The organism is Bacillus sp. AFS018417, from assembly GCF_002560985.1.
GTDB classification, from domain to species: domain Bacteria; phylum Bacillota; class Bacilli; order Bacillales; family Bacillaceae_G; genus Bacillus_A; species Bacillus_A rhizoplanae.
Window position 1 is genome coordinate 41,186 of sequence record NZ_NTTM01000003.1, and the last position, 23,951, is coordinate 65,136.

The 23,951-nt window shown below is 36.6% G+C and carries 27 protein-coding genes; 5 read left to right on the forward strand and 22 right to left on the reverse strand.

Going from position 1 to position 23,951, the window contains the following annotated elements; translation table 11 throughout:
* Nucleotides 1-53 precede the first annotated feature (53 nt).
* The 5 genes from CN326_RS01600 to CN326_RS01620 all read right to left on the reverse strand — a co-directional run bounded on the left by CN326_RS01600 (nt 54) and on the right by CN326_RS01620 (nt 6,506).
* Nucleotides 54-2,216: a penicillin-binding protein gene (locus CN326_RS01600; RefSeq protein ID WP_098305578.1), complete on the reverse strand. Its 2,163-nt coding sequence runs from the start codon at nt 2,214-2,216 to the stop codon at nt 54-56.
* A gap of 21 nt (nt 2,217-2,237) precedes the next feature.
* Nucleotides 2,238-2,594, reverse strand: a complete 357-nt coding sequence (ftsL, locus tag CN326_RS01605; protein ID WP_098305580.1) for a cell division protein FtsL — start codon at nt 2,592-2,594, stop codon at nt 2,238-2,240.
* Nucleotides 2,595-2,609: 15 nt separating this feature from the next.
* Nucleotides 2,610-3,542, reverse strand: a complete 933-nt coding sequence (rsmH, locus tag CN326_RS01610; RefSeq protein WP_098305789.1) for a 16S rRNA (cytosine(1402)-N(4))-methyltransferase RsmH — start codon at nt 3,540-3,542, stop codon at nt 2,610-2,612.
* Nucleotides 3,543-3,932: 390 nt separating this feature from the next.
* Nucleotides 3,933-5,549 carry a bacillithiol biosynthesis cysteine-adding enzyme BshC gene (gene bshC / locus CN326_RS01615; RefSeq protein WP_098305582.1) on the reverse strand — a complete coding sequence of 539 codons (1,617 nt, stop codon included), beginning with the start codon at nt 5,547-5,549 and terminating at the stop codon, nt 3,933-3,935.
* Nucleotides 5,550-5,627: 78 nt separating this feature from the next.
* Nucleotides 5,628-6,506 (reverse strand): 2-dehydropantoate 2-reductase, encoded by an 879-nt coding sequence (locus CN326_RS01620; protein ID WP_098305584.1) that lies wholly within the window; start codon nt 6,504-6,506, stop codon nt 5,628-5,630.
* Between the two features lie 317 nt (nt 6,507-6,823).
* Between CN326_RS01620 and CN326_RS01625 the strand changes: the two genes are divergently transcribed.
* Nucleotides 6,824-7,294 carry an N-acetyltransferase gene (locus tag CN326_RS01625; RefSeq protein WP_098305586.1) on the forward strand — a complete coding sequence of 157 codons (471 nt, stop codon included), beginning with the start codon at nt 6,824-6,826 and terminating at the stop codon, nt 7,292-7,294.
* A gap of 29 nt (nt 7,295-7,323) precedes the next feature.
* Here CN326_RS01625 and CN326_RS01630 read toward each other — a convergent pair whose 3' ends face one another.
* From CN326_RS01630 to CN326_RS01640, 3 genes are all read right to left on the reverse strand, one after another.
* Nucleotides 7,324-7,845, reverse strand: a complete 522-nt coding sequence (locus CN326_RS01630; RefSeq protein ID WP_098305588.1) for an RsfA family transcriptional regulator — start codon at nt 7,843-7,845, stop codon at nt 7,324-7,326.
* A gap of 129 nt (nt 7,846-7,974) precedes the next feature.
* A complete protein-coding gene (gene rpmF, locus CN326_RS01635; RefSeq protein WP_001984764.1) occupies nt 7,975-8,148 on the reverse strand; it encodes a 50S ribosomal protein L32 in 174 nt (57 codons plus the stop codon).
* Nucleotides 8,149-8,209: 61 nt separating this feature from the next.
* On the reverse strand, nt 8,210-8,710 hold the full coding sequence (locus tag CN326_RS01640) for a YceD family protein (RefSeq protein ID WP_098305590.1): 501 nt from the start codon (nt 8,708-8,710) through the stop codon (nt 8,210-8,212).
* Nucleotides 8,711-8,863: 153 nt separating this feature from the next.
* Between CN326_RS01640 and CN326_RS01645 the strand changes: the two genes are divergently transcribed.
* On the forward strand, nt 8,864-10,105 hold the full coding sequence (locus tag CN326_RS01645) for a nucleotidyltransferase (RefSeq protein ID WP_098305592.1): 1,242 nt from the start codon (nt 8,864-8,866) through the stop codon (nt 10,103-10,105).
* 167 nt (nt 10,106-10,272) lie between these two features.
* On the opposite strand, the gene CN326_RS01650 is transcribed toward CN326_RS01645, so the two are convergent.
* Nucleotides 10,273-11,298 (reverse strand): SepM family pheromone-processing serine protease, encoded by a 1,026-nt coding sequence (locus CN326_RS01650; RefSeq protein WP_098305594.1) that lies wholly within the window; start codon nt 11,296-11,298, stop codon nt 10,273-10,275.
* Entirely contained in the window at nt 11,291-12,082 is a 792-nt protein-coding gene (locus CN326_RS01655) for a patatin-like phospholipase family protein (protein ID WP_141524950.1), read from the reverse strand. The genes CN326_RS01650 and CN326_RS01655 overlap by 8 nt, the downstream gene beginning before the upstream one ends.
* A 107-nt stretch (nt 12,083-12,189) precedes the next feature.
* Between CN326_RS01655 and ylbJ the strand changes: the two genes are divergently transcribed.
* Entirely contained in the window at nt 12,190-13,422 is a 1,233-nt protein-coding gene (gene ylbJ, locus CN326_RS01660; protein ID WP_098305596.1) for a sporulation integral membrane protein YlbJ, read from the forward strand.
* Here the strand turns inward: ylbJ and coaD are convergent.
* Together coaD and rsmD are read right to left on the reverse strand one after the other, a co-directional pair.
* Complete coding sequence (gene coaD / locus CN326_RS01665; protein ID WP_098305598.1) at nt 13,417-13,905, reverse strand: pantetheine-phosphate adenylyltransferase; 489 nt, start codon at nt 13,903-13,905, stop codon at nt 13,417-13,419. The genes ylbJ and coaD overlap by 6 nt on opposite strands.
* Nucleotides 13,893-14,468, reverse strand: coding sequence for a 16S rRNA (guanine(966)-N(2))-methyltransferase RsmD (gene rsmD, locus CN326_RS01670; protein ID WP_098305600.1), 576 nt, complete (start codon nt 14,466-14,468; stop codon nt 13,893-13,895). Before rsmD ends, coaD begins: the two co-directional genes overlap by 13 nt.
* A gap of 441 nt (nt 14,469-14,909) precedes the next feature.
* Between rsmD and CN326_RS01675 the strand changes: the two genes are divergently transcribed.
* On the forward strand, nt 14,910-15,299 hold the full coding sequence (locus CN326_RS01675) for a DUF7147 family protein (RefSeq protein WP_098305602.1): 390 nt from the start codon (nt 14,910-14,912) through the stop codon (nt 15,297-15,299).
* Nucleotides 15,300-15,689: 390 nt separating this feature from the next.
* Here CN326_RS01675 and CN326_RS01685 read toward each other — a convergent pair whose 3' ends face one another.
* The 6 genes from CN326_RS01685 to CN326_RS01710 form a co-directional block, all read right to left on the reverse strand.
* Nucleotides 15,690-15,965 carry a YlbG family protein gene (locus CN326_RS01685; protein WP_098305606.1) on the reverse strand — a complete coding sequence of 92 codons (276 nt, stop codon included), beginning with the start codon at nt 15,963-15,965 and terminating at the stop codon, nt 15,690-15,692.
* Nucleotides 15,966-16,126: 161 nt separating this feature from the next.
* Nucleotides 16,127-16,579, reverse strand: coding sequence for a YlbF/YmcA family competence regulator (locus CN326_RS01690; RefSeq protein ID WP_098305608.1), 453 nt, complete (start codon nt 16,577-16,579; stop codon nt 16,127-16,129).
* Between the two features lie 76 nt (nt 16,580-16,655).
* Nucleotides 16,656-17,228, reverse strand: coding sequence for a histidine phosphatase family protein (locus CN326_RS01695; RefSeq protein ID WP_098305610.1), 573 nt, complete (start codon nt 17,226-17,228; stop codon nt 16,656-16,658).
* A 76-nt stretch (nt 17,229-17,304) separates the two neighbouring features.
* Entirely contained in the window at nt 17,305-17,550 is a 246-nt protein-coding gene (locus tag CN326_RS01700) for a YlbE-like family protein (protein ID WP_098305612.1), read from the reverse strand.
* Nucleotides 17,551-17,561: 11 nt separating this feature from the next.
* Nucleotides 17,562-17,975 carry a YlbD family protein gene (locus CN326_RS01705; RefSeq protein ID WP_098305614.1) on the reverse strand — a complete coding sequence of 138 codons (414 nt, stop codon included), beginning with the start codon at nt 17,973-17,975 and terminating at the stop codon, nt 17,562-17,564.
* A gap of 87 nt (nt 17,976-18,062) precedes the next feature.
* A complete protein-coding gene (locus CN326_RS01710) occupies nt 18,063-19,094 on the reverse strand; it encodes a CAP domain-containing protein (RefSeq protein WP_098305616.1) in 1,032 nt (343 codons plus the stop codon).
* A 214-nt stretch (nt 19,095-19,308) separates the two neighbouring features.
* On the opposite strand from CN326_RS01710, the gene CN326_RS01715 reads away from it, so the two are divergent.
* On the forward strand, nt 19,309-19,674 hold the full coding sequence (locus CN326_RS01715; RefSeq protein ID WP_098305618.1) for a YugN family protein: 366 nt from the start codon (nt 19,309-19,311) through the stop codon (nt 19,672-19,674).
* 315 nt (nt 19,675-19,989) lie between these two features.
* Here the strand turns inward: CN326_RS01715 and ctaG are convergent, their stop codons facing one another.
* The 4 genes from ctaG to ctaD form a co-directional block, all read right to left on the reverse strand.
* Entirely contained in the window at nt 19,990-20,895 is a 906-nt protein-coding gene (gene ctaG, locus CN326_RS01720; protein ID WP_098305620.1) for a cytochrome c oxidase assembly factor CtaG, read from the reverse strand.
* Nucleotides 20,896-21,111: 216 nt separating this feature from the next.
* Nucleotides 21,112-21,450 (reverse strand): cytochrome c oxidase subunit IVB, encoded by a 339-nt coding sequence (ctaF, locus tag CN326_RS01730; protein ID WP_098305622.1) that lies wholly within the window; start codon nt 21,448-21,450, stop codon nt 21,112-21,114.
* A 3-nt stretch (nt 21,451-21,453) separates the two neighbouring features.
* The gene (locus CN326_RS01735; protein WP_098305624.1) at nt 21,454-22,077 is read right to left on the reverse strand and encodes a cytochrome (ubi)quinol oxidase subunit III; all 624 of its coding nucleotides are present in this window, start codon (nt 22,075-22,077) and stop codon (nt 21,454-21,456) included.
* The gene (gene ctaD / locus CN326_RS01740; RefSeq protein WP_098305626.1) at nt 22,077-23,939 is read right to left on the reverse strand and encodes a cytochrome c oxidase subunit I; all 1,863 of its coding nucleotides are present in this window, start codon (nt 23,937-23,939) and stop codon (nt 22,077-22,079) included. Before ctaD ends, CN326_RS01735 begins: the two co-directional genes overlap by 1 nt.
* Nucleotides 23,940-23,951 lie beyond the last annotated feature (12 nt).

Genomic DNA, 23,951 nt, shown 5'->3' on the forward strand with positions numbered 1-23,951 from the left:
GTTCCAATATATGCTTGTACGTATTTAATTAGAACACGCCTACTTTTCCTATGTTAAGTGCCTTCCTTTTTGCTTGGCTCCTTCTCCGCTTCTTGCTGTGGTTCAAGAGGCGGAACAAGTTTTACTTCTAACGGAGTTCGTTCTTTTAACGGCGTACCTTCAGCAACACTCTGTTCTGTTACATATCCTGTACCTGAAAGTTTCAAATCTAGATTCAATACTTCCGCTAAATTCATGACATCCCGAAGTGCCCAACCATTAATATTCGGCATTTTCGGTTGATCTCCTACTAAAAATACTCGATCACCCGGTAACGTTTTTTCATTCGCTTTTGGCACTTGTTGTTTAACTTTTCCCTCTCCTAACACAACAGGTCGAAACTTTGCCTTTTCTAATATTTCTTTTGCTTCTCCCATCGTTTTGCCTGTTACATCTGGAACAGCAGCTTGCTGCTCTTTTGTTTGTTTATTCACATCTTTTACTTCATTCGGTTTAATCTTTAAATACTCTAAACTATTTTCCGTTACAGATTTAAACATTTCAGCTAACGGTTGTGCACCGTATTCAGTATCTTTTAATTTAGGCTGCTTAACTGCTAAATAGATAACAAGCTGCGGATCATCTATTGGTGCCATACCAAGGAATGAGAAAATATAATTTTCTCGTCCTGTCATGTAACCGCCTTTTCCATCCGGAATTTGTGCTGTTCCGGTTTTACCACCAACAGAATAGTTATCAAGTTTATACGCTGTTCCCGTTCCTTTAGGTGATGTTACAACTTGTTCTAACAATTGCCTTACTTGTTCTGCAGTCTCTTTTGTAACCGGTTCTTCTACCACTTCCGGTTTGTGATCCTCGACAACTTTATTATCCGCTGGATCTACAATCTTATCAACTACATACGGCTTCATCATTTTTCCGTCGTTAGCAATTGCAGTAGCCGCTTGCACAAGTTGAATTGGAGTTACTGTAGAACCTTGTCCAAATGCCGTTGTTACCTGCTGAATTTGCTTATCAAATAAAATTGTATTTTCACCTTCTCCAGGCAAATCAATTCCTGTCTTTTGATCTAAGTGAAATTTTTGAATGTATTGATGGAAACGATCGGGTCCCAACTTTTCATTTCCTAGAATAGCGAAAGCAACGTTTGATGAGCGCTCAACACCTTCATCAAACGTAATAGAGCCCCATCCTGCACCATTATTATGATCTTTAATTACCGAATTCCCTACTTTGTACGTACCAGATTGATAATACTCTTGGCCATTGTATACACCTTCATTAATCGCGGCCGCTAACGTAAAGATTTTCATTGTCGAACCTGGTTCATAAGCATTAGCAATGGGATCATTTAAAAAATAATCAATGTCTCGTTTATTTGGGTCATAACTTGGCCTACTAGACATCGCTAAAATTTTCCCTGTTTTTGGATCTGCTACGACTCCGATTAACATTGATGGATCATAATGTTTTTCCGCTTCTTCCATCGCATCTTCTAGAAAGCTTTGAATACGTTGGTCAATTGTTAAATATACATTATCTCCATTTTTAGGAGGCTTTACATCATTTTTTTTCTCTTCTAGCGAGACACCTTTCGTATCACCCGTATACGTTACGCTTCCGTTAGAAGCACGCAAATATTTATCTAAACTTTTTTCAAGTCCGAACTGTCCTTCTCCAATTCCTTCATCATTCGGCTTAGCATATCCAAGTACGTACGAAGCAAAATCACCGTTCGGATATACCCTTGCCTTTTCTGTAACAAAAGAAATTCCTTTTATATCTAAACTTTCAATTTCGTCCTTCTTTTCTTTCGTTAAATTTCTTCCAATTGATCCAAACTCTACTTGTGTAAGGTCTTTATTTAAGTACTTCAAAATTTCTTCTTTACTTACATCAAGTACTTTCGATAGTTTCTCTGCAGCATCTTCTTTGTCTTCTATATGATTTTGTCCTTTTAAAGTAGCAACCATCTTATATGAATTTGCATCTTGAGCAAGCACATAACCATTTTGATCATAAATGGTTCCTCGATTTGCTTCGAGTACCCCGCTTTTATTATGTTTTTGCTGCGCAAGTGCCTCTAAATCTACTCCATGCACTGTTTTTGTTGCTTCAATATAAAGAAAGCGGGCTAACAACAGAAAAAAGAGCAGGAGAAAAACCTTGATGAAGAACCCTGCTCCTTTGTTGGTATGAAATTTACGTGTATTCATCTCTTCTTCACACCTATTGGATTAATTTAAGCCTTTTACATTATTCGCATTGATTTCAAGCCCATGTTTTTTTGCAATTTCCGCAATGCGATCATAACGTGTTAGCTTTTCAGTTTCAGCCTGTAATTCTTGATTTGTATTTTTTTGTTTTGTAAGTGCGCTTTCCATTTTTGTTACTTTTGCATCAGCTTCATATAACGCCGCTTTATTCCCAATAAATGCTACACATGCATACAATAAAAAGCCAATAAATGCAACATACAATAATTTTTCAATTCTTGTAATTTTTGTTTTCGCACCTGGCTGTATCACTTGCTGCGGAGCTTGAGATTGTACTTCTACTTGCTGCTTTTTATACTTAACGGCTAAATTTGTCATACCTCTCTCTCCTTTTTATAATTTTTCAGCAATTCGTAGCTTTGAAGAACGCGCTCGGTTATTTTCTTCTAATTCCACATCAGAAGGTAAAATTGGCTTTCTTGTAATTAGCTTCAACTTTGGTTTGTATTCATCAGGAATAATTGGTAATCCTGGTGGAAGCTGAGGTGTTGTACTATGTTTTTTAAATGTCACTTTACAAATGCGATCTTCTAACGAATGGAATGTAATAACGCTAATTCGTCCGCCTGTTTTCGTTACGTCAATCGCCGCTTCCAACGCTTCCTCAAACACTTTCAATTCATCATTAACTGCAATACGAATTGCTTGGAATACTCGCTTCGCAGGATGTCCGCCAGTTCGACGTGCCGGAGCTGGAATCCCTTCTTTAATTAATTCCACTAACTCTCCAGTTGTTTCAATTGGCTTTTTCTCACGGTACGCTTCAATTTTCCTTGCAATTTGCTTTGAAAATTTTTCTTCACCATATTGAAAAAAGATTCTTACAAGTTGTTCATATGACCAACTATTTACAACGTCATATGCTGTTAATGGGGCATCTTGATCCATGCGCATGTCAAGCGGAGCATCGTGATGATAACTAAATCCACGTTCTGGTGTATCTAATTGCGGGGAAGAAACACCTAAATCAAATAAAATACCGTCTACTTCTGTAATTCCTAATTCATATAATCTTTCCTTCAAATAGCGAAAGTTACTTTTTACAGTTATAAATTGGCCGTTGTAAGAAGAGAATTTTTCTTTTGCATTTTGAATTGCAATCTCATCTTGATCAAATGCAATTAGTCTTCCTTCTTCGGAAAGTTGAGATAGTAAATAAGCACTATGACCTCCACCTCCTAGCGTACAATCCACATATGTACCATTTGGTTTAATTTCTAAACCATCTACTGTTTCTTTTAAAAGCACTGTTACATGTTTAAACATTGTTGCACCTACTTTTTGCAAAATAATCCTCTTGACGCATCTTTTTATCCCGCTTTAACAGTCAATCCGCAAAATTATGAGGAATTGAGATAACTGCCCCTAAGAGTCTGATTGTTATGGATGACAATTAGTGGGAACACAGCTCCCTACTAATAGTAATGTCACCTTATTATATACTAAATTTTATCATCTTTTGCGGGAAAATACATAAAAACATGTCGAAAAAGATAATAACCTACTTTCATTTTGTTTCATTTTGTCAAAAAAAGTACTGTTCTTCAAAAAAAGAGTGCTCTCAGCTTTTACATGCTAAGATTTACATAGTAAATAAAATTATTTTACAGTTAATTCCACAAAATAAAATAAAATCCTGCTCTTAAGAGCAAGATTTTATAATTTTATAATATGCTGTTTTCCAGTCCAACTAAAAGTTTGCTTCATAACCCTTTCCACAAAATCAAGTCCGTAAATATTTAAGTAATAGCAAATATTCCATACTCGTTCTTGCGGCGCATATAGAGGTTGTAAAGAATTTTCAATTCGCCGGAATTTATTAAGCTGCACTTCATGTTTTCTCTCAAAATCCGCTCGAAGTGTTCGCTCTAACAATTCAAGTTGTTGCATAATTTTCAACTCATTTTTCTTTGCAAAATCTCGCAGACCTGGATTTACTTTTTGTACAAATTGTTGTAAAGATGTATGAATCGCCCCGATTTGCTCCGCCGCATGAGTAAATTGATTGTCTATCGGCTCTTCAACTTGCATAGACAGCCATTTTTCTCGGAGTGCAGTAATACCTTTATTAAACACTTCGCTCTCTTGTAGCTGCAAATCTTGTAAATCAGTTTCAATATCGCGCGCTAAATAACTGATTGTCAAACGCGGCACAACCGGTGGCATTTGAAAATCCATTGCATGAAACACTTGTTGTAATTCGCTCCAATATGCAATTTCTCCTGGCCCACCAATAAATGCGAGCGTAGGGAAAACAAATTCTTGCATAAGCGGTCTTGTTACAACATTGTTACTAAATTGTTCAGGGTGACTCTCCATCCTTTCTATGAGCTCCTCATACGAAAATGAATACATCCCCTCTTTACAAATAAAACGTCCTTCTTCTTCTTCTAACAGAAGACGCTCTCCATTGATTTTCATAAAAATATGAATAGCATTCTGTTTTGTTTCAATAATCGGTTTATATCCTTGCTCACGTAATACACGTTGCTGAGCGTTAAGCCCTTCTTGCACATTTTTATATCGTGCTAATGTTTCTTTGAAAAAAGGCACTTCCATATTTCGAAGAATTGGATGATGAGAATCTACAAGAATTAAACCTGAGTGTGTAAATAACTTTGTAATAAGATGCGCAAAGAAATCAACATATGTCCGCGATTGCTGTAAACACTCATCTATAAAATCCAATACGTCTTTTGTATATTTTGTTTCTGGATATGTTTTAAAGATTTCTTCTATCCAACGTTTACAATCCTCAATAGAAATCTCCATTTCAGAAGCACTCGCTTTATATGGATGCCGTTCATGGAAAATTGTCTTTTTCACCTTTCCATTTTTCGTAACGAACGCATGGTTAATTTCATCAATGTCATGATCTTCTCCAGCAATCCAAAAAACAGGAACAACCCGTACCCCCAGCGCCGCTTCCTTTTCCTTTGCAAGTTGTAAAATAGATATGATTTTATGAATTGTGTAAAGAGGACCAGTTAACAACCCTGCTTGTTGTCCACCAATAACAACATATGTATCTTCCTCTAACAAAGCATGGATATTTTGAAGTGTTTTTTCTCCCGCATTCAATTCTTGATTATATTGCAATAAATGTGATACTAACTCTTGCCTTGGATACTGTCTATTTCGCAAATCATGTATACGTCTTACAAAGCCCTCTTCCGTTATCGGATAATCAAAGCATTCTTGAATCTCTTTTTTATGTTTCAAATAGTCCCCAACAATTCCTTGAAGCGGGACAGAGATTTCTTTTATCTCCATATACTTCTTCCTTTCATATCCTGATCTCTCACCAACCAAATTGTAGTCAATGTTCGTTATAAAAGCAAAGAATATCTCTTATCTTTCTAATCCTTTTATGGAATGATACAAAAAGGAGAGCGTTGGAACTGATTTTTGTTGCTGTTCTGCCTCTCGAATTAAATAACCAACAATTGCATCAATTTCTGTTTTTCTATTATTTTGTACATCCATTAACATAGATGAAGTATTATGAGCCGTATTTTTACATACTGTACATACACGTTCCCAATACTCACCACATTTTGAATCACCTACAATTTCCATCACTTCCGAAAATACTTGCTTCATCACTTTGTAAAACGATGGATTTGTCAATAACTCACCATTTTGTACACCAAACAATGCAGTTAAGGGATTAATACACGCATTGACGACAAGTTTATGCAGCATTGTTTGCTTCCAGTCTTTTTCAATCACTATCGGAAATAGACTGGAAGAGAATGCAGTAAATAGAGATTCAAATTGTTCCTCTTCTCCATGTATGAGCCCAAATTTCGTACTGCCTATTCCAGTATGATGGACGGTACTAATATTTTCTTTTTTCGCCCCATGCTCTACAATTCCTACCGCAACGCTGGTATTTTGCATCTGTTGCAATATATGAAGATGCCCCATCCCATTTTGCAAGAAAATAAGCCGATTTTCTTGCAAATAAGGCCATATTGCTTCCAAATGATATTGCTTCACAGCAACAAATGTATAATCATGTGTTTTGTTTTTTATATCCTCTAAAGGACTTACAAGCGGATATACAGTTTCTCTCACACCGTTGTGTACGCATGTAATCCCGCACTCGTTCAATCGTTCCGCTTGTTCTACTGTTCGTGTATATAGTGTAACAGCCTGCTGATTTTTTTCTAAATAAAATGCAAAAAGGAGCCCGATTGCTCCCGGTCCAACAATTCCAATCTCCATTCTACAAAGGCCTCCATTTTTATCCCGCTATTCACAGACAGTATACCCCGCATCTTAAGATTCAGGAGAAGCGAAGGCGACATATTGAGGACGACTGTCCGTAAAAGCCTAATTGTCGAAAGCTTTCCATCAGTAGGAAAGAAACCCCGCTCATGAAAGTCTCACTTTATAGTTTATAGAATAAGTTTAGCAGACTTTTCAAAAAAATACTGAAAGAATTATCTCTTTTCTTCATAAAAATAAAAAAATGCGTTATAATACTATTATAAATATTTATACTTTTCTTTATTTTTACACCAAGAAGAGGATGTGATTACATGCACTTTCCCAAAGTTGAGCGCTTGCTCATCAATTATAAAACGTTAGAAGAGTTTAAAAAGTTTAAAGGTTGCGGTGCTGAAGAATTATCTATGTTAGAAGATTTACAAGCAAATATCATCGAAAACGATAGTGAATCCCCTTTTTATGGAATTTATTACGGTGGTTCTCTTATAGCACGCATGAGTTTGTATACGAAACAACAGTCTGTTAACAATTTGTTTACTGGCCCTTATGTAGAGCTTTTTAAACTCGAAGTGTTGCCAACATTCCAAAAACAAGGATTTGGTAAGATGCTGGTCAATTATGCAAAACAATTGCACCTTCCTATCAAAACAATTGCTCGCGTACAATCTGCTGTTTTCTGGGAAAAATTACACTTCGAAAAAATAACCATTGATGATGGAGATTTTTACATTTGGCATCCAAACGAAAATTTGAATGCGGTTACAAACAGTGAATCTGCTTAAAAATAAAAACAGCTGTAATTCAGCTGTTTTTATTTTGATGTTTTTTCAAGTATTCCTTTTTCCAATTTTCTCTCTTTTTCGGAAGGCTCTAATACCATCGCACTTCTTTTTTTGTCAATATAATCAAATAAAGTGCGATACTCTTCTTCGTACAACGACAACTGCTGCAAAAGCCCCTCTTTTTCCCTTTGCAACACTTCAATTTTTTTATATAAATCCGTCTTTTCTTCTTCTTCCTTATATCTTTGTAAAAAGACAATTACATCTTCTAACGTTAATGAAAGAGAAGTTATTTTCTCTTTCTTTTGTTCTTGCACTTCATAATTTTCAGCTTTTCTTATCCGCTTTGCTTCTTCAATAAGTTCTTTATATTGTTTACGTACGTAAGAATTCCAGCGAAATCCACAAGCAGCAGGTGTACGTGATAAATGTCTTCCTACTTCTTTGAAGGCAGAAAGTTGCGTTCCCCCTTCACGAATATGCCGGAGCACTACTTCTGCCAGAAGTAAATCTTCATCATCAGTCCATGCATCTTGTCTTGTTGTTGCCATCTCTCTAGTCCTCCTTATGCATTTTTTATTAAACATATGCAGTTACTAGAAAAGATAGAAGAATAACATGTAAAGAAAAAGTTAAAAAAATAAACGCAGAAGGTTTCCCTCCTGCGTTTATTTCCGCAATTACTTGCTGATTACTTCTTTACCTTTGTAAGTACCGCATGCTTTACATACACGGTGAGCTAACTTCGCTTCACCACAGCTTGGGCACTCTACCATACCAGGTACTGATAATTTGAAATGCGTACGACGCTTTCTTTTTACTGTTTTAGAAGTTCTTCTAAAAGGTACAGCCATTCTTCCCACCTCCTTAAAAGAGAGAGTTATTTTCATATGAAGGCCTAAACCGGTCTTCTGATTATTTGTCAAAAAACTTCGCAAGCCCTGCTAATCTTGGATCAACAGGCTTTTCTTCGCTTTTTTCCGAAATCACTTGCCAGTCTCGACCTTGCATCGGTGTTCCTTCAGAAACATCCTCACTGAAAATTTGCATTGGAATCTCCAATAGTATATTTTCCTTAATTACAGGGAGTAAGTCAAGTACTTCTCCTTCTAAGTAATGAAAATCTGCTTCGGTTTCGTAATCTTCTTTCGAAACTAAGAACACCTCAGTTGTTTCAACGTCAAATGGTAATGTTACATCTACTAACGTTCTAGAACATGGTAATACCATGCTTCCTGTTATATGTAGATGGAACGTAAATTTATTGGAGCCAAAATCAACTCTACCTGTCACATGAACAGGAGTAATGTCTCGAACATCTTTCTCAACATTTTTCAGCTCACTTACATCTACCATCTCATCCAACGTTAGTCCTTTATGTCGATATTTGTTCAATTGATGGATGGACCATTTCATATCATATCACCTCAAGGCAACAAACAAAATTATAGCTAGCCGTTGTATATTTGTCAATATTTTTTCTTTACACTATAATGGAGTCATTATAGGAAATAATATATAGATTATCATGTTTTAGGAAAAGATGCTACACTGAAAGGAGAGATTATTATAAAAGCTAGCGGCATTATTGTTGAATATAATCCGTTTCACAACGGTCATGCTTATCATGTGCAACAAACCAAAAAGTTAACAAATGCCGATATAATCATCGCTGTTATGAGCGGGCCCTTTTTACAGCGAGGAGAGCCGGCACTAGTTTCAAAATGGGCGCGAACACAAATGGCATTAGCAAATGGAATAGATATTGTCGTCGAACTTCCCTATGCCTTTGCAACGCAAAAAGCTGAAACATTTGCCAACGGTGCTATTTCAATATTAGATGCTCTTCGCGTCTCTGAGATTTGCTTTGGAAGCGAAAATGGTAATATTGAACATTTCCACAATACAATTACTATACGCCAGACTGAACAGGATTTATTTAATCATCTTGTACAACAATATACCAAAACCGGAATGAGTTATGCAAAAGCCACTTCTGAGGCATTTGCATCCTTACAAAAAAACATGGCTACTATTGATGTCTCAGAGCCAAATAATATTTTAGGACTGCATTACACAGAAGCAATTATTGAGCAGAAAAGTTCAATAAAAGCAAGTACAATTAAGCGTTTTGCTTCACATTATCATGATGAAACATTTCAAGATGAACGAATTGCCAGTGCAACGAGCATTCGCAAACAATTATTTCATGAACAGAAAACTTTTTCAGCAATTGCTCCCTTTGTTCCAAATATAACAAAGCTACTTTTGGAGCAGTACAAGCATTCCTATCACCTATTACATAACTGGGAGAATTATTTTCACTTACTAAAATATAAACTCCTGACAATGTCGCCATCTCAATTACAACATATATATGAAGTAGAGGAAGGATTGGAGAATCGGATTTTATCTTCTATTCGGGAAGCGACCTCATTCATGAGATTTATGGAAGTATTAAAAACAAAACGTTACACATGGACACGGCTACAGCGTATTTGCACGCATATTTTAACAAACACAACGAAAGAAGAAATGCAAATAACTCACATAGAACAGCACGCACAATATATACGTTTACTTGGCATGTCCCAGAAAGGACAAGCATATATATCAAGTATGAAAAAGCAAATAACTCTCCCTTTGCTTTCTCATACAAAAACGTTACAGCATCCCCTTCTAGATATAGATCGAAAAGCAAGCGCTGTTTATTTCTCTATTTTACAAGAGCCCCTTTGCGGTGAAATGATAAAGCGAGATATAACGCAGCATCCGATTCGATATGACGAAACGCAACATGTATTTTTATAAAGTTCAACTAACCGGGCTCATGCCAGCAGTAAGACCCCCACCTATCTTTTTTGTTTTAGGTGGGGGTCTTACTGCCCGCGAATAGCGGGATAAAGCGAAACTTCCATCAGTTAGGTCTTACTGCCCGTTAATGCGAGATAAAAAAATCCTCTCTTAAATGAGAGGATCTACTTTTTTTCTGACATTTTGTCCAAATATGCTAAGGCATCATCTAACGTATCCACAGGTATAATCTTCATTTTTGTATTTATATCTTTAGCTGTTTTCACCGCTTCTTTATAATTTGAATTCTTTGCTCCCTTCTCATTTGGAGCAAAGAATACTTCTGCACCCGCATTATGAGCTGCAACTACTTTTTGAGAAATACCTCCAATTGGACCGATTTCTCCTTTTTCGTTTATTGTTCCAGTCCCAGCTATTTCGTGACCTTTTGTTATATCTTCTTTCACAAGCTGATTATAAATCTCTAACGTAAACATAAGCCCAGCAGAAGGCCCTCCAATTTTATGCGCATCAATTTTCACGTTAGGACTTACTGTAAGTTTCTTATCCGTAATAATAGAAACTCCGATGCCAGCACGACTTTTATCTTGCGGAATTGGTTTTAGTACAAATTTGTCTTCTTTCTCATTCTTTTCGTGTACATACTTAATAGTTACTTCATCATTTTGTTTTTTTGTTTTCATGTACGCAATAAACTCCTCTGCTGTTTGAAATGGTTGTCCATCAACAGCAACAATACGATCGCCAAGTTTTAATTTTTCAGCAGCCGGCATACCATCTGCAATTCCTGCTACGAGTACACCTTGATTTTCAAACTTAACAGGATAGTTTGCTCGTTTATAGGCATTATAAATAGCCGCATCTTGAGATTCTTTCATTGCATACACTTGGCGTAATTGATACTCTTCATCACTTTCACCTTTTTGTAAAATTTCTTCCTTTTTTAAAATTTCTTCATACTTATTAAATTTAGCAGAAAGAAAGTTAACAACATTCGCTCGCCCCATTGAAACTGTAACGAGCATAAAATCGCCCTTCTCTTTATTCCCTCCCTCAACTTGTACGTACGGCTCTAATTTCTCTGCCATACCTGGCTTTGTAATATAATATGGCAGAGGAACAAACACGATTAACATTGCAACTATAACTCCAATGAGTAATGCGTATAAATACCGAAATTTTTTAAACATCCTTTTTCTCCTTCCACTGTTCAATCAAGGTGTAAATCGTTTGAATATGCTGCTGCGCCTCTTCTTCTCCAACACGAATGATATCTTCTATATTCGTAAAGGCCCGTGAACTAAATTGTTCTACAGCTGGATGCATCATAAGATCTGATGCAATTTGTCTATTTACTACAAGTTCATGCTGCATAATCTCAATACTTTGCATAATGACATCATAAATAGATGTAACTTCTCCATTAACCTTAATAGGGGATACATCAACAGCAATCACAATATCAGCTCCTAATTTTTTCACTACCGATACTGGAATACGATCAATTACTCCCCCATCAACCAATAACCTTCCGTTTATTTTCTCTGGAACAAATATGCCGGGTACAGAAATACTTGCCCTGACAGCATCTGCAATAGAGCCTTGTGTAAAGACAACCTTTTCACCATTTAGAATATCAGTTGCTACAACCGCTGTCGGGATATCCAGTTCTTCTAATTTTTTATTATATGTAAACATTTTAATCATATCCTTCACACGTTTGCCAGCAATAAACCCCATTTTAGGTACAGTGAAGTCCAAATAGTATTTTCGCTTAAATACTGTTGCTAAACGATACAAACGGTCCACGTTACATCCTGCAGCATAAAACGTACCTATTAGTGCCCCCATACTGCTCCCAGCAATCATATGAATAGGTATCCCCGCCTCTCTTAACACTTTAATAACACCTACATGTGCAAACCCTTTCGCACCGCCTGACCCAAGTGCTAATCCAATTTTTGGCTCTCTCATCTTCTTCACCCTCAAAATTTTTTCACTCTCTTTTTATACTTATGGTCTAATTTCACCATGTATCCTCGTATACTGAAATGAACATTTGGGACAAAGGGGGATACAAAATGTACGAAAAATGGAAAACCGGCTTTCTCACCATATCGGTCACTTTTTTTACAGTTTCTCTCGTACTCCACCCCCAAGCGGCACTGCAATCATCTATTCGAGGCTTAAATATATGGTGGGAAGTTGTCTTTCCTTCGCTGCTACCTTTTTTTATTATTGCAGAACTTCTAATTGGACTTGGGATTGTAAAGTTCATTGGTGTGTTATTAGAACCCCTTATGCGTCCACTCTTTCGTGTACCTGGTATCGGAGGATTTGTATGGGCAATGGGGATGGCCTCTGGTTTTCCTGCAGGTGCAAAATTAAGCGCTCGATTACGCCAAGAAAATCAACTTACACAAATTGAAGCAGAGCGCCTTGTGTCTTTCACAAACTCTTCTAATCCATTATTTATTTTCGGCGCTGTAGCGATTGGTTTCTTTGACAATCCAAAACTAGGACTAATTTTAGCAGCTGCCCATTATGTCAGTAACTTCACAGTTGGACTACTCATGCGTTTTTACCAAGATAGACACACACAAACAGAAACGAAGAAACATTCAACGCCCATTCCATTACGACACGCCTTTTCCGTTCTTCATAAAACTCGATTACAAGAAAAACGACCCATTGGCAAATTAATCGGTGACGCTATCACTTCTTCAATTCAAACATTACTTATGATTGGCGGGTTTATTATTTTATTCTCTGTTTTCAATAAAATGCTAACTGTTTTTCATATTACAACTTTCCTTGCCCTTATTATGAAACAAATATTAGTTGCATTTCAACTTTCGCCTTACTTTAGTTTTCCCATTTTATCCGGTCTTTTTGAAATGACACTCGGGAGCCAAATGATTAGTCAAACAGAGCATACTTCTATTTTACAACAAGCCATGATGACAAGTTTCGTTTTAGCATTTAGCGGTCTTTCAATTCAAGCTCAAGTTGCCAGTATTTTAGCAGAAACCGACATTCGTTTTAAACCATATTTTATCGCACGAATTATTCAAAGTATCCTTGCTCCAATCTATACATATATATTTTGGGGACCACTTTATGAAAGATTACATTCTTTTTCACCTACCCAATATGATATTCCAGTCTTTTTATCTAAGCAATCTACCCTGTTGGCAAAAGGATGGGCCGCACTAGTTACATATGGTCCGACCTTTACACTGTTTTGTTTATATTTATATGTTATGTTACTATTCTTGCGTCTTATCAATAGCAAAAAACCCCGTTCATCATAACGGGGTTTGAAATTTCTCTTTTAAAGCACGTTCTACAATTGGCGGGACAAGCCCAGCAACATTACCACCATAACGCGCTACTTCTTTTACAATACTTGAACTTAAAAAGGAATATTGATTATTTGTCATAATAAAAAATGTTTCTACATTCTCTTCTAATTTACGATTCATGGATGTAATTTGCATTTCATATTCAAAATCAGATACGGCGCGCAAACCGCGTAAAATCGCATTTGCATTACGCATCCTCGCATACTCTACTAATAAGCCACTGTGTGAATCAACCTTTACATTCGGAATATCTTTTGTCGCCTCGCGAATTAATTCTAAACGCTCTTCTACTGTAAAAAGCGGTTTCTTTGATGAATTGTTTAAAACAACAACATATACTTCGTTAAAGACTTTTGCGCCCCTCTTAATAATGTCTAAATGTCCAAGCGTAATCGGATCAAAACTTCCCGAAGAAATTGCTATGCTTGCCATTCGGTCCCCTCACCTTCATACTTATAAATCGAAATCGCTGTAATACCATAGTTTTCAGCTCTTACCTTCACAAGTCTTCCAATTGTTTCAGGTAATTCTACATCTACCCCATGCTCTGACATAACGATTCCGTTTTCTTTCAATAGACCGTGTTGATCCATTATACTAATTAAAGAAACAATCTTTTGATCTTTATACGGTGGATCTAATAGTACAAGGTCGAATGATATCTCACGTTTCATAAGCGCCTTTACAGCACGTTCTGCATCATTTCTATATACTTCAGCTTGCGCTTCTAACCTGCAGCTTTCTAAATTTTGATGGATAACCTTTATAGCTTTTCCATCACGATCAACAAAAATAGCTTTATCTATCCCTCTACTAAGAGCCTCAATACCAAGACCACCGCTTCCTCCAAACAAATCAAGAGCTAAACCACCGTCAAAATAAGGACCGATAATATTAAAAATGGCTTCTTTCACCTTGTCTGTTGTTGGACGCGTTGTGTTACCTGGTACAGCTTTTAAAGGATGACCTTTACACTTCCCTGAAACTACTCTCATAATTTGTCACTACCTTTATCTCTTTCTAACAGATGTTCATGTAAATCATTCTTGTGTAAGCTCAATCTTACTTACTACTTACGGACAGTAAGACTTCCACTGATAGAAGTTTCACTTTATGTATATTCATCTTTTTTATCCTATCATAAAACACCCGAAAGAAAAATAAAAAGCAAAAGAGAAATTTTAATTTTACAATGTATATCTTTATATAGTTTGGACATAAATAAGGATAACAACATCACCTTCGATGTTGTTGCCAACCGCGGAGAAGACTTACGTTTCCCCATAAGTTCTTCCTCCGGTTTCTCCTCTCCCTTTGCCTTCTTGCTAGTCATACTAGTGTAAGAGGGGCCCTGCTTCGGCAGGGTTTTTTCTTTACCTTCTTTTCATTTCAAAAATGAAATGATACAGTAAAAGAAGAAGAAGGAGGGGAAAGTCGTGATTCAACGTTTTATTCAGCTAGGTGAAGGTTACTCCGATTTATATGAGTTACTAGAAATCGCAAAGGCAAACCAACACCGTGTATCTCATATGTTACAATTTCACACATTAAAAAATAATAAATCTGTTTGTTCCCTTGCTGTTGTTCTACATCCAACAGCAGTAGGCAATTTCCAGCCATTATACATATGTCTAGAAGGAATTCCTGTGGAAGAAGATAAACAAAGCAAACGCATTGCCTTGTTTGAAAATACCGCTTCAGAAATTGGTAAACAAGTCGTTTCTTTCACAGTCAAACCATCGACAATGTTTCCAGAGAAAGAATTATATTTCAACCATCTCATTGGTATTTTACGAATGAACCATTTCATTCCGCCAATGCAATAAAGTGAAACTTCCTTCTGGGAACGTTTTTTTCCCAGAAGGTTAGTTGAACCAATCGGGCTTTTACGGGCAGTTTATCCACCACCTATCTTCTGTAGAAAAACGTCCTGCGATTCTAGCCGCTAGAGCTGGACAGCGATTCTCGTTCAATCTTAAGATGGGGGCTTACTGCCCGTTAATGCGGGATAAAGTGAAACTTCCTTCTGGGAACGCTTTTCTTACTGATGGTTAGTTGAACCAATCGGACTTTAACAGTCGGTTTGATGTAACATCCTAGAAAAAATTAGCTTACCGACTGTTAAAGCGAGGTAAGGTGAAACTTCCATTTAGGAAATCTTACTGGTTCTACATGCAAATAATACAAGAAAAACCCACCAAAGTTTTGGTGGGTTTTTAATCAATCTTATTATAATCATATTCTTTTGCACGATCTGGTCTAGAATTTTCGAACTCCGTTTTTAAAAATGGGCGATAAGATGGCTCTACCTTTTTTACAAACGGAAGCTTATTTAATTTTTGCATCATATATTCCAGTTGCTCCATATCACAATACACAACGGCATATTTAAACCGCTTCGATATGTAATGAATGTTTCCGTATTTCCTTAAAATTTTAGCGTGTTTTAAGGAATTTAGATAGACAATCATACTTTGTCGTTGCCCAAACATAATTTTCTCCTTTTATATAATTTCATTCTTTCTATTTTACAAAAAGCACACAGAAATTTATAACTTTACATACAATTATTCATCAGTTTTTCAAACATCAAAAGATACTAGCGGGTGTTTTTTGTATCCATTTTCTTCTATATTCTAAAAAACGGGGCAAATCACCCCGTTTTTTTGCACCCACAGCTACCACCAGAACCACAACCGCCTCCACATCCACCTGCGTCAAAGAACGGGTTCCCTGTTGGAACTTTAATAGAAGTCGAGATTTCCATCCCAATCATTGTACTGACTTCATCTAATAGCTTTTGCAATTCATTTTCTGCTTTTTTAAAAGCAACTATCGCTTCATGCAAATCTACTGCCCGTTTCAATTCTCGCATTTGCGCAGAAACTGAAGTGAAATCTGGATGATATTTCCCAAAGCGCTGTACTTCTTCGTATCGTTCCTTCAGAGCTATAAACTGTTTAATTAATGTTTGTGCTTCTTGATTTTTCTGCAATGCATGATGGCATTCGCGATAACGCTCAGCTATATCTGAACAAACAACTGCTTTCGCTAATTGTTCGGCTTCATCTAGAATCATTACGCTCTCAAGCGTCGCTAGTATCATAAGAGACACCTCCGAATACTAATCATATCACATTTATAACGGAACTACTAACTTTGCTTCCCATCTTGAAAACAAATTATAAAGAGATGTGTTCTGCAATATTGTATCTTAATACGGTCCATTTCCCTTTTGATTGTTTTACATAACTCATACACGCATTTTTTAAAGACGTTGTAAACGTAATTTCCTTTGGAACAATCGCATGAAGAATCGCTTTAATTGCATGAGAGTGCGCAACAATAATAATTCGTTTCCCATCATACTGATAAGCAACATCTTTTAATGCAGAAAAACAACGCTCTACAATTTCTTCCTCTGTTTCCAGTCCCTCGACATTCCCATCAGCAATGAGCTGCCTTACTTCATCAACTGGTTTCCCTGACGCTGCACCAAAATTACGTTCCATAAAACGTTCATCATGCTGAATTATATTTATCCCGATCGCATCAGCAATTGCTTGTGCCGTCTCGTGTGCTCTCACTAAGGGACTACTAATGATTACATCCCATGTTTCAGCTCGTAATGCTTCTGCACTCTGTGCCGCTTGTTGTTTTCCAATTTCATTCAAAGGAATATCTTCTCTTCCTTGAATAATCTCTTGAAAATTCCAATCAGTTTGTCCATGTCGTACTAAACAAATTTCCGTCATGCTGTAACTCCTTTTTCCAGAATTCTTTTTCATTGTAACAAAAGTTTCGCATGACGGACACAATTTTTACTTCCAACTAATTAACGTTTTGCTGTTTCATATATTGAAACATATCTATCATTATAGAAGCAACCGATAACTGATTTTGAAACTTAGCTACCTTGTCTGGAATAGTCTTTTTAAAATATTGCATGGCCGCCAATTCAAATGCATCTTTTTCGCTTGGATCTCTAGAAAGTTTCCGATACCAAGACGGTTGCTCCCGAATATATTTCTGTAAATCTTCATTCGACCTTACAAATTCGATGAGTTCTTTTCTCATCACTTTTCCTCCTAATCTTTTTGAAAGAAAAACGGATTATTTTCAGAATTACGCTGCTGTTTTGTTGCCTGGTTCCCTTGAAACTGTTGAATAACTTGCTGCACGCTTCCAAGTGCAGTCGTCATATTCGCTAAATGTTGCTGCACCTGTTCCACATCTAACTTTTTAAAAAACGATACCATTTGTCCCATAAAGTCTCCAGAATTTTCTTCGCGATCTTCTTGTACGGAAGAAGAAGTTGCCTCTCCATTCACCTTATAATGATTCCATACATCATCTTGTTCTCCAAGTAAATACCACTCTTCATAAAATTGTTGCCACGATTTCTTTCCATTTCGAACATCATGAACCATCTTTGGATGCTGGCGCACAAACTCTTTGAATTTTTGAATAGAAGGATGTAAATCTCCTTTTACCACTGTCATTACAATCACCTCACCAGATGTATCTTCTATTATATTGTAAGAAAAAAAAGGCGCATGGTTCGCCTATTTTTAGGCAATTCATACACCTTACTTTTGAATAAAATTTTGTGTATAAAAATTATCATACACTCCAATTCCTAAACCAGTGAATTGTTCGTTTAGTAAATTCTTTCGATGGTCCTCGCTATTTAACCACCCTTGCACTGCCGCAATTCCATCACTATACTGCGTCGCGATGTTTTCTCCTGCTAGTTGGAATGATACATTTCCTTTTTGCAAACGATCACCTAATGTTCCAAACGAAGGCGAATCATGCGAAAAATAATTGCTATCTTTCATATCTTTACTATGTTCATATGCTACTACCGCCGTTTGTTGATCCCATACTAATAATGGAAGGTGATAACGACTACGAATTATATTTGTCAAATCTAAAATTTGCTGTGCATTTCCTTGTTCGACCTGCTTCATTTGCTCTGGTGATAATGGTTGTGGATTCGTTAATTCTCCAGAATAAACAAGTTGATATGGCTTTTGTTTTATTAATGTTTCATCATCCATATAACGAACACCGACAAGCTTATGTGTAAAATGGTCAAAATATAATTGCGCCCACCCTCCTTCTATAGAAACAAGTGGTTGTTCTGTTACTTCAACATCGGACAATTCAAATTGATAACTATTTTTTCCCATTTTAAGTGAAATTTCATATGAAAACGGATTCCTTTTATAAACATCTTCATACTTTTCACCAATATGAAATGGTGAAATATTCACTTTCTCTCCGCCAACATAAATCGTAACAATTTTATGATCTATAATTCCAAACTGCACATAGTGCGATAAGTCTTGATTATATACCCACCATTCATAACCATAAGCAGATGGTTCAATTCGCGCCGGTTCGCCCCAATTCGCTAATAAATTTTCAGGGTCACTACCTAGGAGCTGTGAAATTGTTTCTGGCACACCTTTATTTTCTTTTTTCATTTTCACAATTTTATGCTCTGATTTTAAATGAGGGGATTGTAATATATATTGAGAAACGAGTAATTTCCCGTATAAATCAATCGCTAAAATAAGAATAGTAATTACTATAATACGGAACAACATTTTCAAATTATATACCTCCTGAATACCCATGAAATTGAGGTATACACAAACAAAACTGTTTTTTCTCCATTTTGTGTGTACCACACTATGTTCACTATATCATATTTCTTGCATAAAAGTAGACATTCTACCTTTTCTCTCCATATGAATTGTATTTTTTAACTATTCGTACTATTATAAATTCAAGGGGATTTTACGTTTATTATAAGGAGGCTATTTCATGCAATTTACAAATACGAAACTTGAAGGTACAGTTGTCGACTTCACACTTCTAACTGAGGTAATGGACAAGCATCATTTTGTACTAGCTGGACAATGGGATTACGAGAGAGTTACATACGACTATAAATTTGAAATGCTGAAAGATGTGTATTATTTACGTATACAAGGTTTTGCCATAGAAGGAGATGTTGGAGGACGACATGCCCAAATTAAATTATTGACACCTCTTCTCGGTAAACATTATTATCCACATGGTGTAGAGTACGGGGAAGAAGAAAAATTCCCAAAAAATGTTCTTCAAAAAAGTGAACAATTACTTCAAAACATCGAAAAAGAGTTGCAAGATTTAGCGATTATAGAATAATAAAATGAAACTTCCGTGAATGGTGATCTGCATTCTCCACTCATGATTTGCCCAAACCATGATACTCTCATAAGCAGCGAGGTTCCCCCTTGAAAGAAGGCTTACTACCAGTTACAACAAAAAGAAGATGTACATAACAATACACCTTCTTTTTATTTTGTAAATTTATCTCACTATTCGTAGACAGGAAGCTCCCACCTCAAGACTCAAGGAAATCAAAGAAGACAGGTCATGAATAACTACTAGCATGCGTTCGATTGGTGAGAGCTTTCCATAAGTGTGGGGATGAAGAATCCCCACTTATGAAAGTTTACTTTATTTTGACTGCAAATACGGGGGTAATGCTTGAATCTGTTCTGCATCCTTTTTTCGTTCTTTACGCGCCCATGAGAAGAAAACATACCCAATCACTGTTCCGTACACAATTTCTTGTACAATCTTCATTATAATGCCTCCTGTTTTCTGATCCTCTAGAACAGGAAGCCAATGTAAGAAATCAGGACCTGTAATATTTAAGTTAGATAACGTTCCAGCTGGTACACAAAGTTCCATTGCCTTCATCCATGCACTTGGATCTGTATAGGTCGCAAACAATGGCACATTTGCAAAAATAATAAGTGCACAGGCTGGCGTTAATAACATACCATTAGCAAACATGTAACCGATTTTTTTAATATCACTTAGTGTTTGATATTCTGGTAATGGATTAAATATGGGCCACCACAGCATCATAGCCGCAAAAAATAATACAGCAAGAACAACTGGATGTCCAATTTGGCTTTGCTTTACTGTATCGAACACAACCGGCAAGTGATACATAGAAAATAGTCCGTTAAAAACAAGTAAAGCTACAATAGGATTTGCCCATATATGTAACATCATACGAATGAATCGAAATGATGTTATGTATTGAAACAACCAATTCGGTAATCCAAGTAATAACAGTGGAGGTACAGCCATATACATGATTGCCATTTCAAACATATGTGCACTAAACACAATATGTCCAAGCAAATCAATTGGCCCTCCTTTAACAAAATACAAAAGTAACATACCACTTATAAAATAAAAGATTTTCCGTTTACTTACTTCTTCGCCATTTGGGAAGCGATATCGATACTTTCCAATAATTAAAAGATAACCAATCACAACAGCTAACATAAAAAGAAAAAAGATTGGGCTCCACAGTGCTTCAAAACCAAATATCCATAAGTTGCTCACTTTTTTACACCCTCCCTTTTATAAAGTGAAACTTCCATCAGTGGAGAGCTTTTTCATCTCCCACTGATGGTTAGTTGAACCAATCGAGCTTTTACGGGCAGTTATCCCCCACCTACCTTCCTCGCTTCTCTCTGAATCTTGAGGTGGGGGTCTTACTGCCCGCGAATAGCGGGATAAGTAAAAGGGGATTGATGAAACATTCAATCCCCTTTCTTTTTAAAGCCAAATAAGTGTCGTAAAAGTTAAAATCGTTATTAACCCAACTAGTAAACCTGAATACAAAAACATCGATGGGGCTTCATGCCCTTTATGACTCATATGCATAAAATAATACAATTGAAAAATAACTTGTACAGCAGCTAACAATAAAATAAGTGGTACGGAAAAAAGCGGACTAAATGTTTTTGGATATGCGACTGCTACAAATGCAATGACTGTCAAAAAAATCATTAATCCAAAAGTAATGACTTGATGCTTCATTTCTTCCGCACTTTTTTTTCTGCGATATGCAAGATCAACTTTAGGATTATTTATATTTGTTTGTTTTATTGCCATTGTTTATCCCACCATTCCCATCAAATATACTACAGTGAAAATAAACACCCAAACTACGTCGATAAAGTGCCAATAAATTGATGCAACGTAAAACTTTGGAGCATTGTATAAATTTAAGCCACGCTTCGCATTACGGATTACTAAAGTTAAAATCCAAAGTAGTCCAAATAGTACGTGTAACCCGTGCGTACCAACTAACGCATAAAATGCAGAACCGAATGCACTACTTCTCATCGTATGTTTAAACTCATGAACGTAATGATTAAATTCATAAATCTCAAAGCCTAAAAATCCAACCCCAAGCAATACAGTGATAATAAGCCAAAGCTGCATTTGCTTAAAGTTAAAATTCTTCATATGATATATTGCATAAACACTTGTTAAACTACTCGTTAAAAGAAGCATTGTCATAATGAACACAAGCGGCATTTGAAACATTTCTTGTGATGACGGTCCACCATTTGTTGAATTTTTCAGTGCTAAATATGTTCCGAACAAGGACGCAAATAGTACTGTCTCGCCTCCTAGAAACAACCAAAATCCAATAAATTTATTCTTTCCTTCAAGGGTTGCTTTTTCAGGCTCTGCTGGAAAGGTTTCATTTGTTAATTTTTCCTCTGCATGCATTACGCCTTGCCCCCTTTATCTTCTAAATCTTCTTTATGAATATGGTATCCATGATCATCAATTACAGATCGTAAGAGCATTGCTCCAAATGTAATAATAAGACCAATAATCGCTACTACTAGCCACATTTTCTCTTTCCCCGCGTGCATATACATCGCTCCAAATGCTGCAGTAAATAAACCTAAGGAAATGACAAATGGTAGGAAAGATCCGTTTGGCATGTGAATATCCCCAACCGGTTCTGCTGGCGTCATTTCGTTTTTCCCTTCACGTTTTTCAATCCAGAATGGATCTAATCCACGTACAAACGGTAATTGCTTAAAATTATACTCAGGTGTCGGCGCTGGAATTGACCATTCTAATGTACGACCATCCCAAGGATCGCGACCAGCTTGTTTTTTAGAAAAGGATGTTTTTACAACATTAGCTAACAGTACGATTGTTCCGAGAGCCATAAATACTGCCCCTACCGTACTAATTAAGTTCCCAACTTCTAATCCTTGTCCTGGCAAATACGTAAAATAGCGACGCGGCATACCCATTAAACCAAGGAAGTGCTGAATAAAGAACGTTAAATGAAAGCCAATAAAGAACAACCAAAATGTAATTTTACCAAGCGTCTCATCTAGGAGTTTATTAAACATAAGCGGCCAAAAATAATGAGCACCTGCAAATAATCCGAACACAACCCCACCAACAATTACGTAATGGAAGTGAGCTACAACGAAGTAATTATCGTGAAATTGATAATCAGCAGGAGCTGATGCAAGCATAACCCCTGTCACCCCACCCATAACGAATGATGGAATAAAACCAAGAGCCCACATCATTGGTGTTGTAAAGCGAATGCTTCCACCCCACATCGTAAAGAGCCAGTTAAAAATTTTAATACCTGTTGGAACAGCAATTGCCATTGTAGCTACAGAAAAGATCGCATTTGCTACTGGACCAAGACCTACTGTAAACATATGATGTGCCCATACCATAAATCCTAAAAATCCAATTAATACCGTTGCAAATACCATAGATGAGTATCCGAATAAACGTTTTTTAGAGAATGTCGCGAAGATTTCTGAGAATATTCCGAAAACAGGGAGTATAAGAATATATACTTCTGGGTGACCGAAGATCCAGAATAAATGCTCCCATATAATCGTATTTCCTCCTAAAGCTGGGTTAAAGAAACTTGTGCCAAATAAACGATCTAACATTAACAGGGCTAGGCCTACTGTAAGTGGTGGGAATGCAAATAATATAAGTGCAGATGTTACAAAAGTTGTCCATGTAAACATCGGCATCCGCATATATGTCATTCCAGGTGCCCGCATATTAATAATGGTAACAAGGAAGTTAATTCCTCCTATTAATGTTCCAATACCCGCAATTTGCAAACCAAGGACATAGAAGTCGATACCGTGTCCCTTTGATGCGAGTGATAACGATGCATACGATGTCCAACCTGCATCAGGCGCCCCACCTAAAAACCAACTTAAGTTTAAAAATACGCCCCCAAAGAAAAACAGCCAAAATCCAAGAGCATTAATAAATGGAAACGCAACGTCTCGTGCACCAATTTGAAGTGGTACCGCCGCATTCATCATTGCAAATACAAGTGGCATTGCCGCTAAGAAAATCATTGTTGTTCCGTGCATTGTTAACACTTGGTTGTACATATCCCCAACGAGAAAAGCATTGTTTGGAATCGCTAACTGAAACCGAATAAATAATGCTTCTATTCCCCCGATGATAAAAAATAACCCACCTGCAATTAAATAGAGAATGGCAATTTTTTTATGGTCTACTGTCGTTAAATAATCCCAAATTACAGAGCCCACTCCCTGTTTTTTTGCTACAGAACTCACGTTTTCAACCTC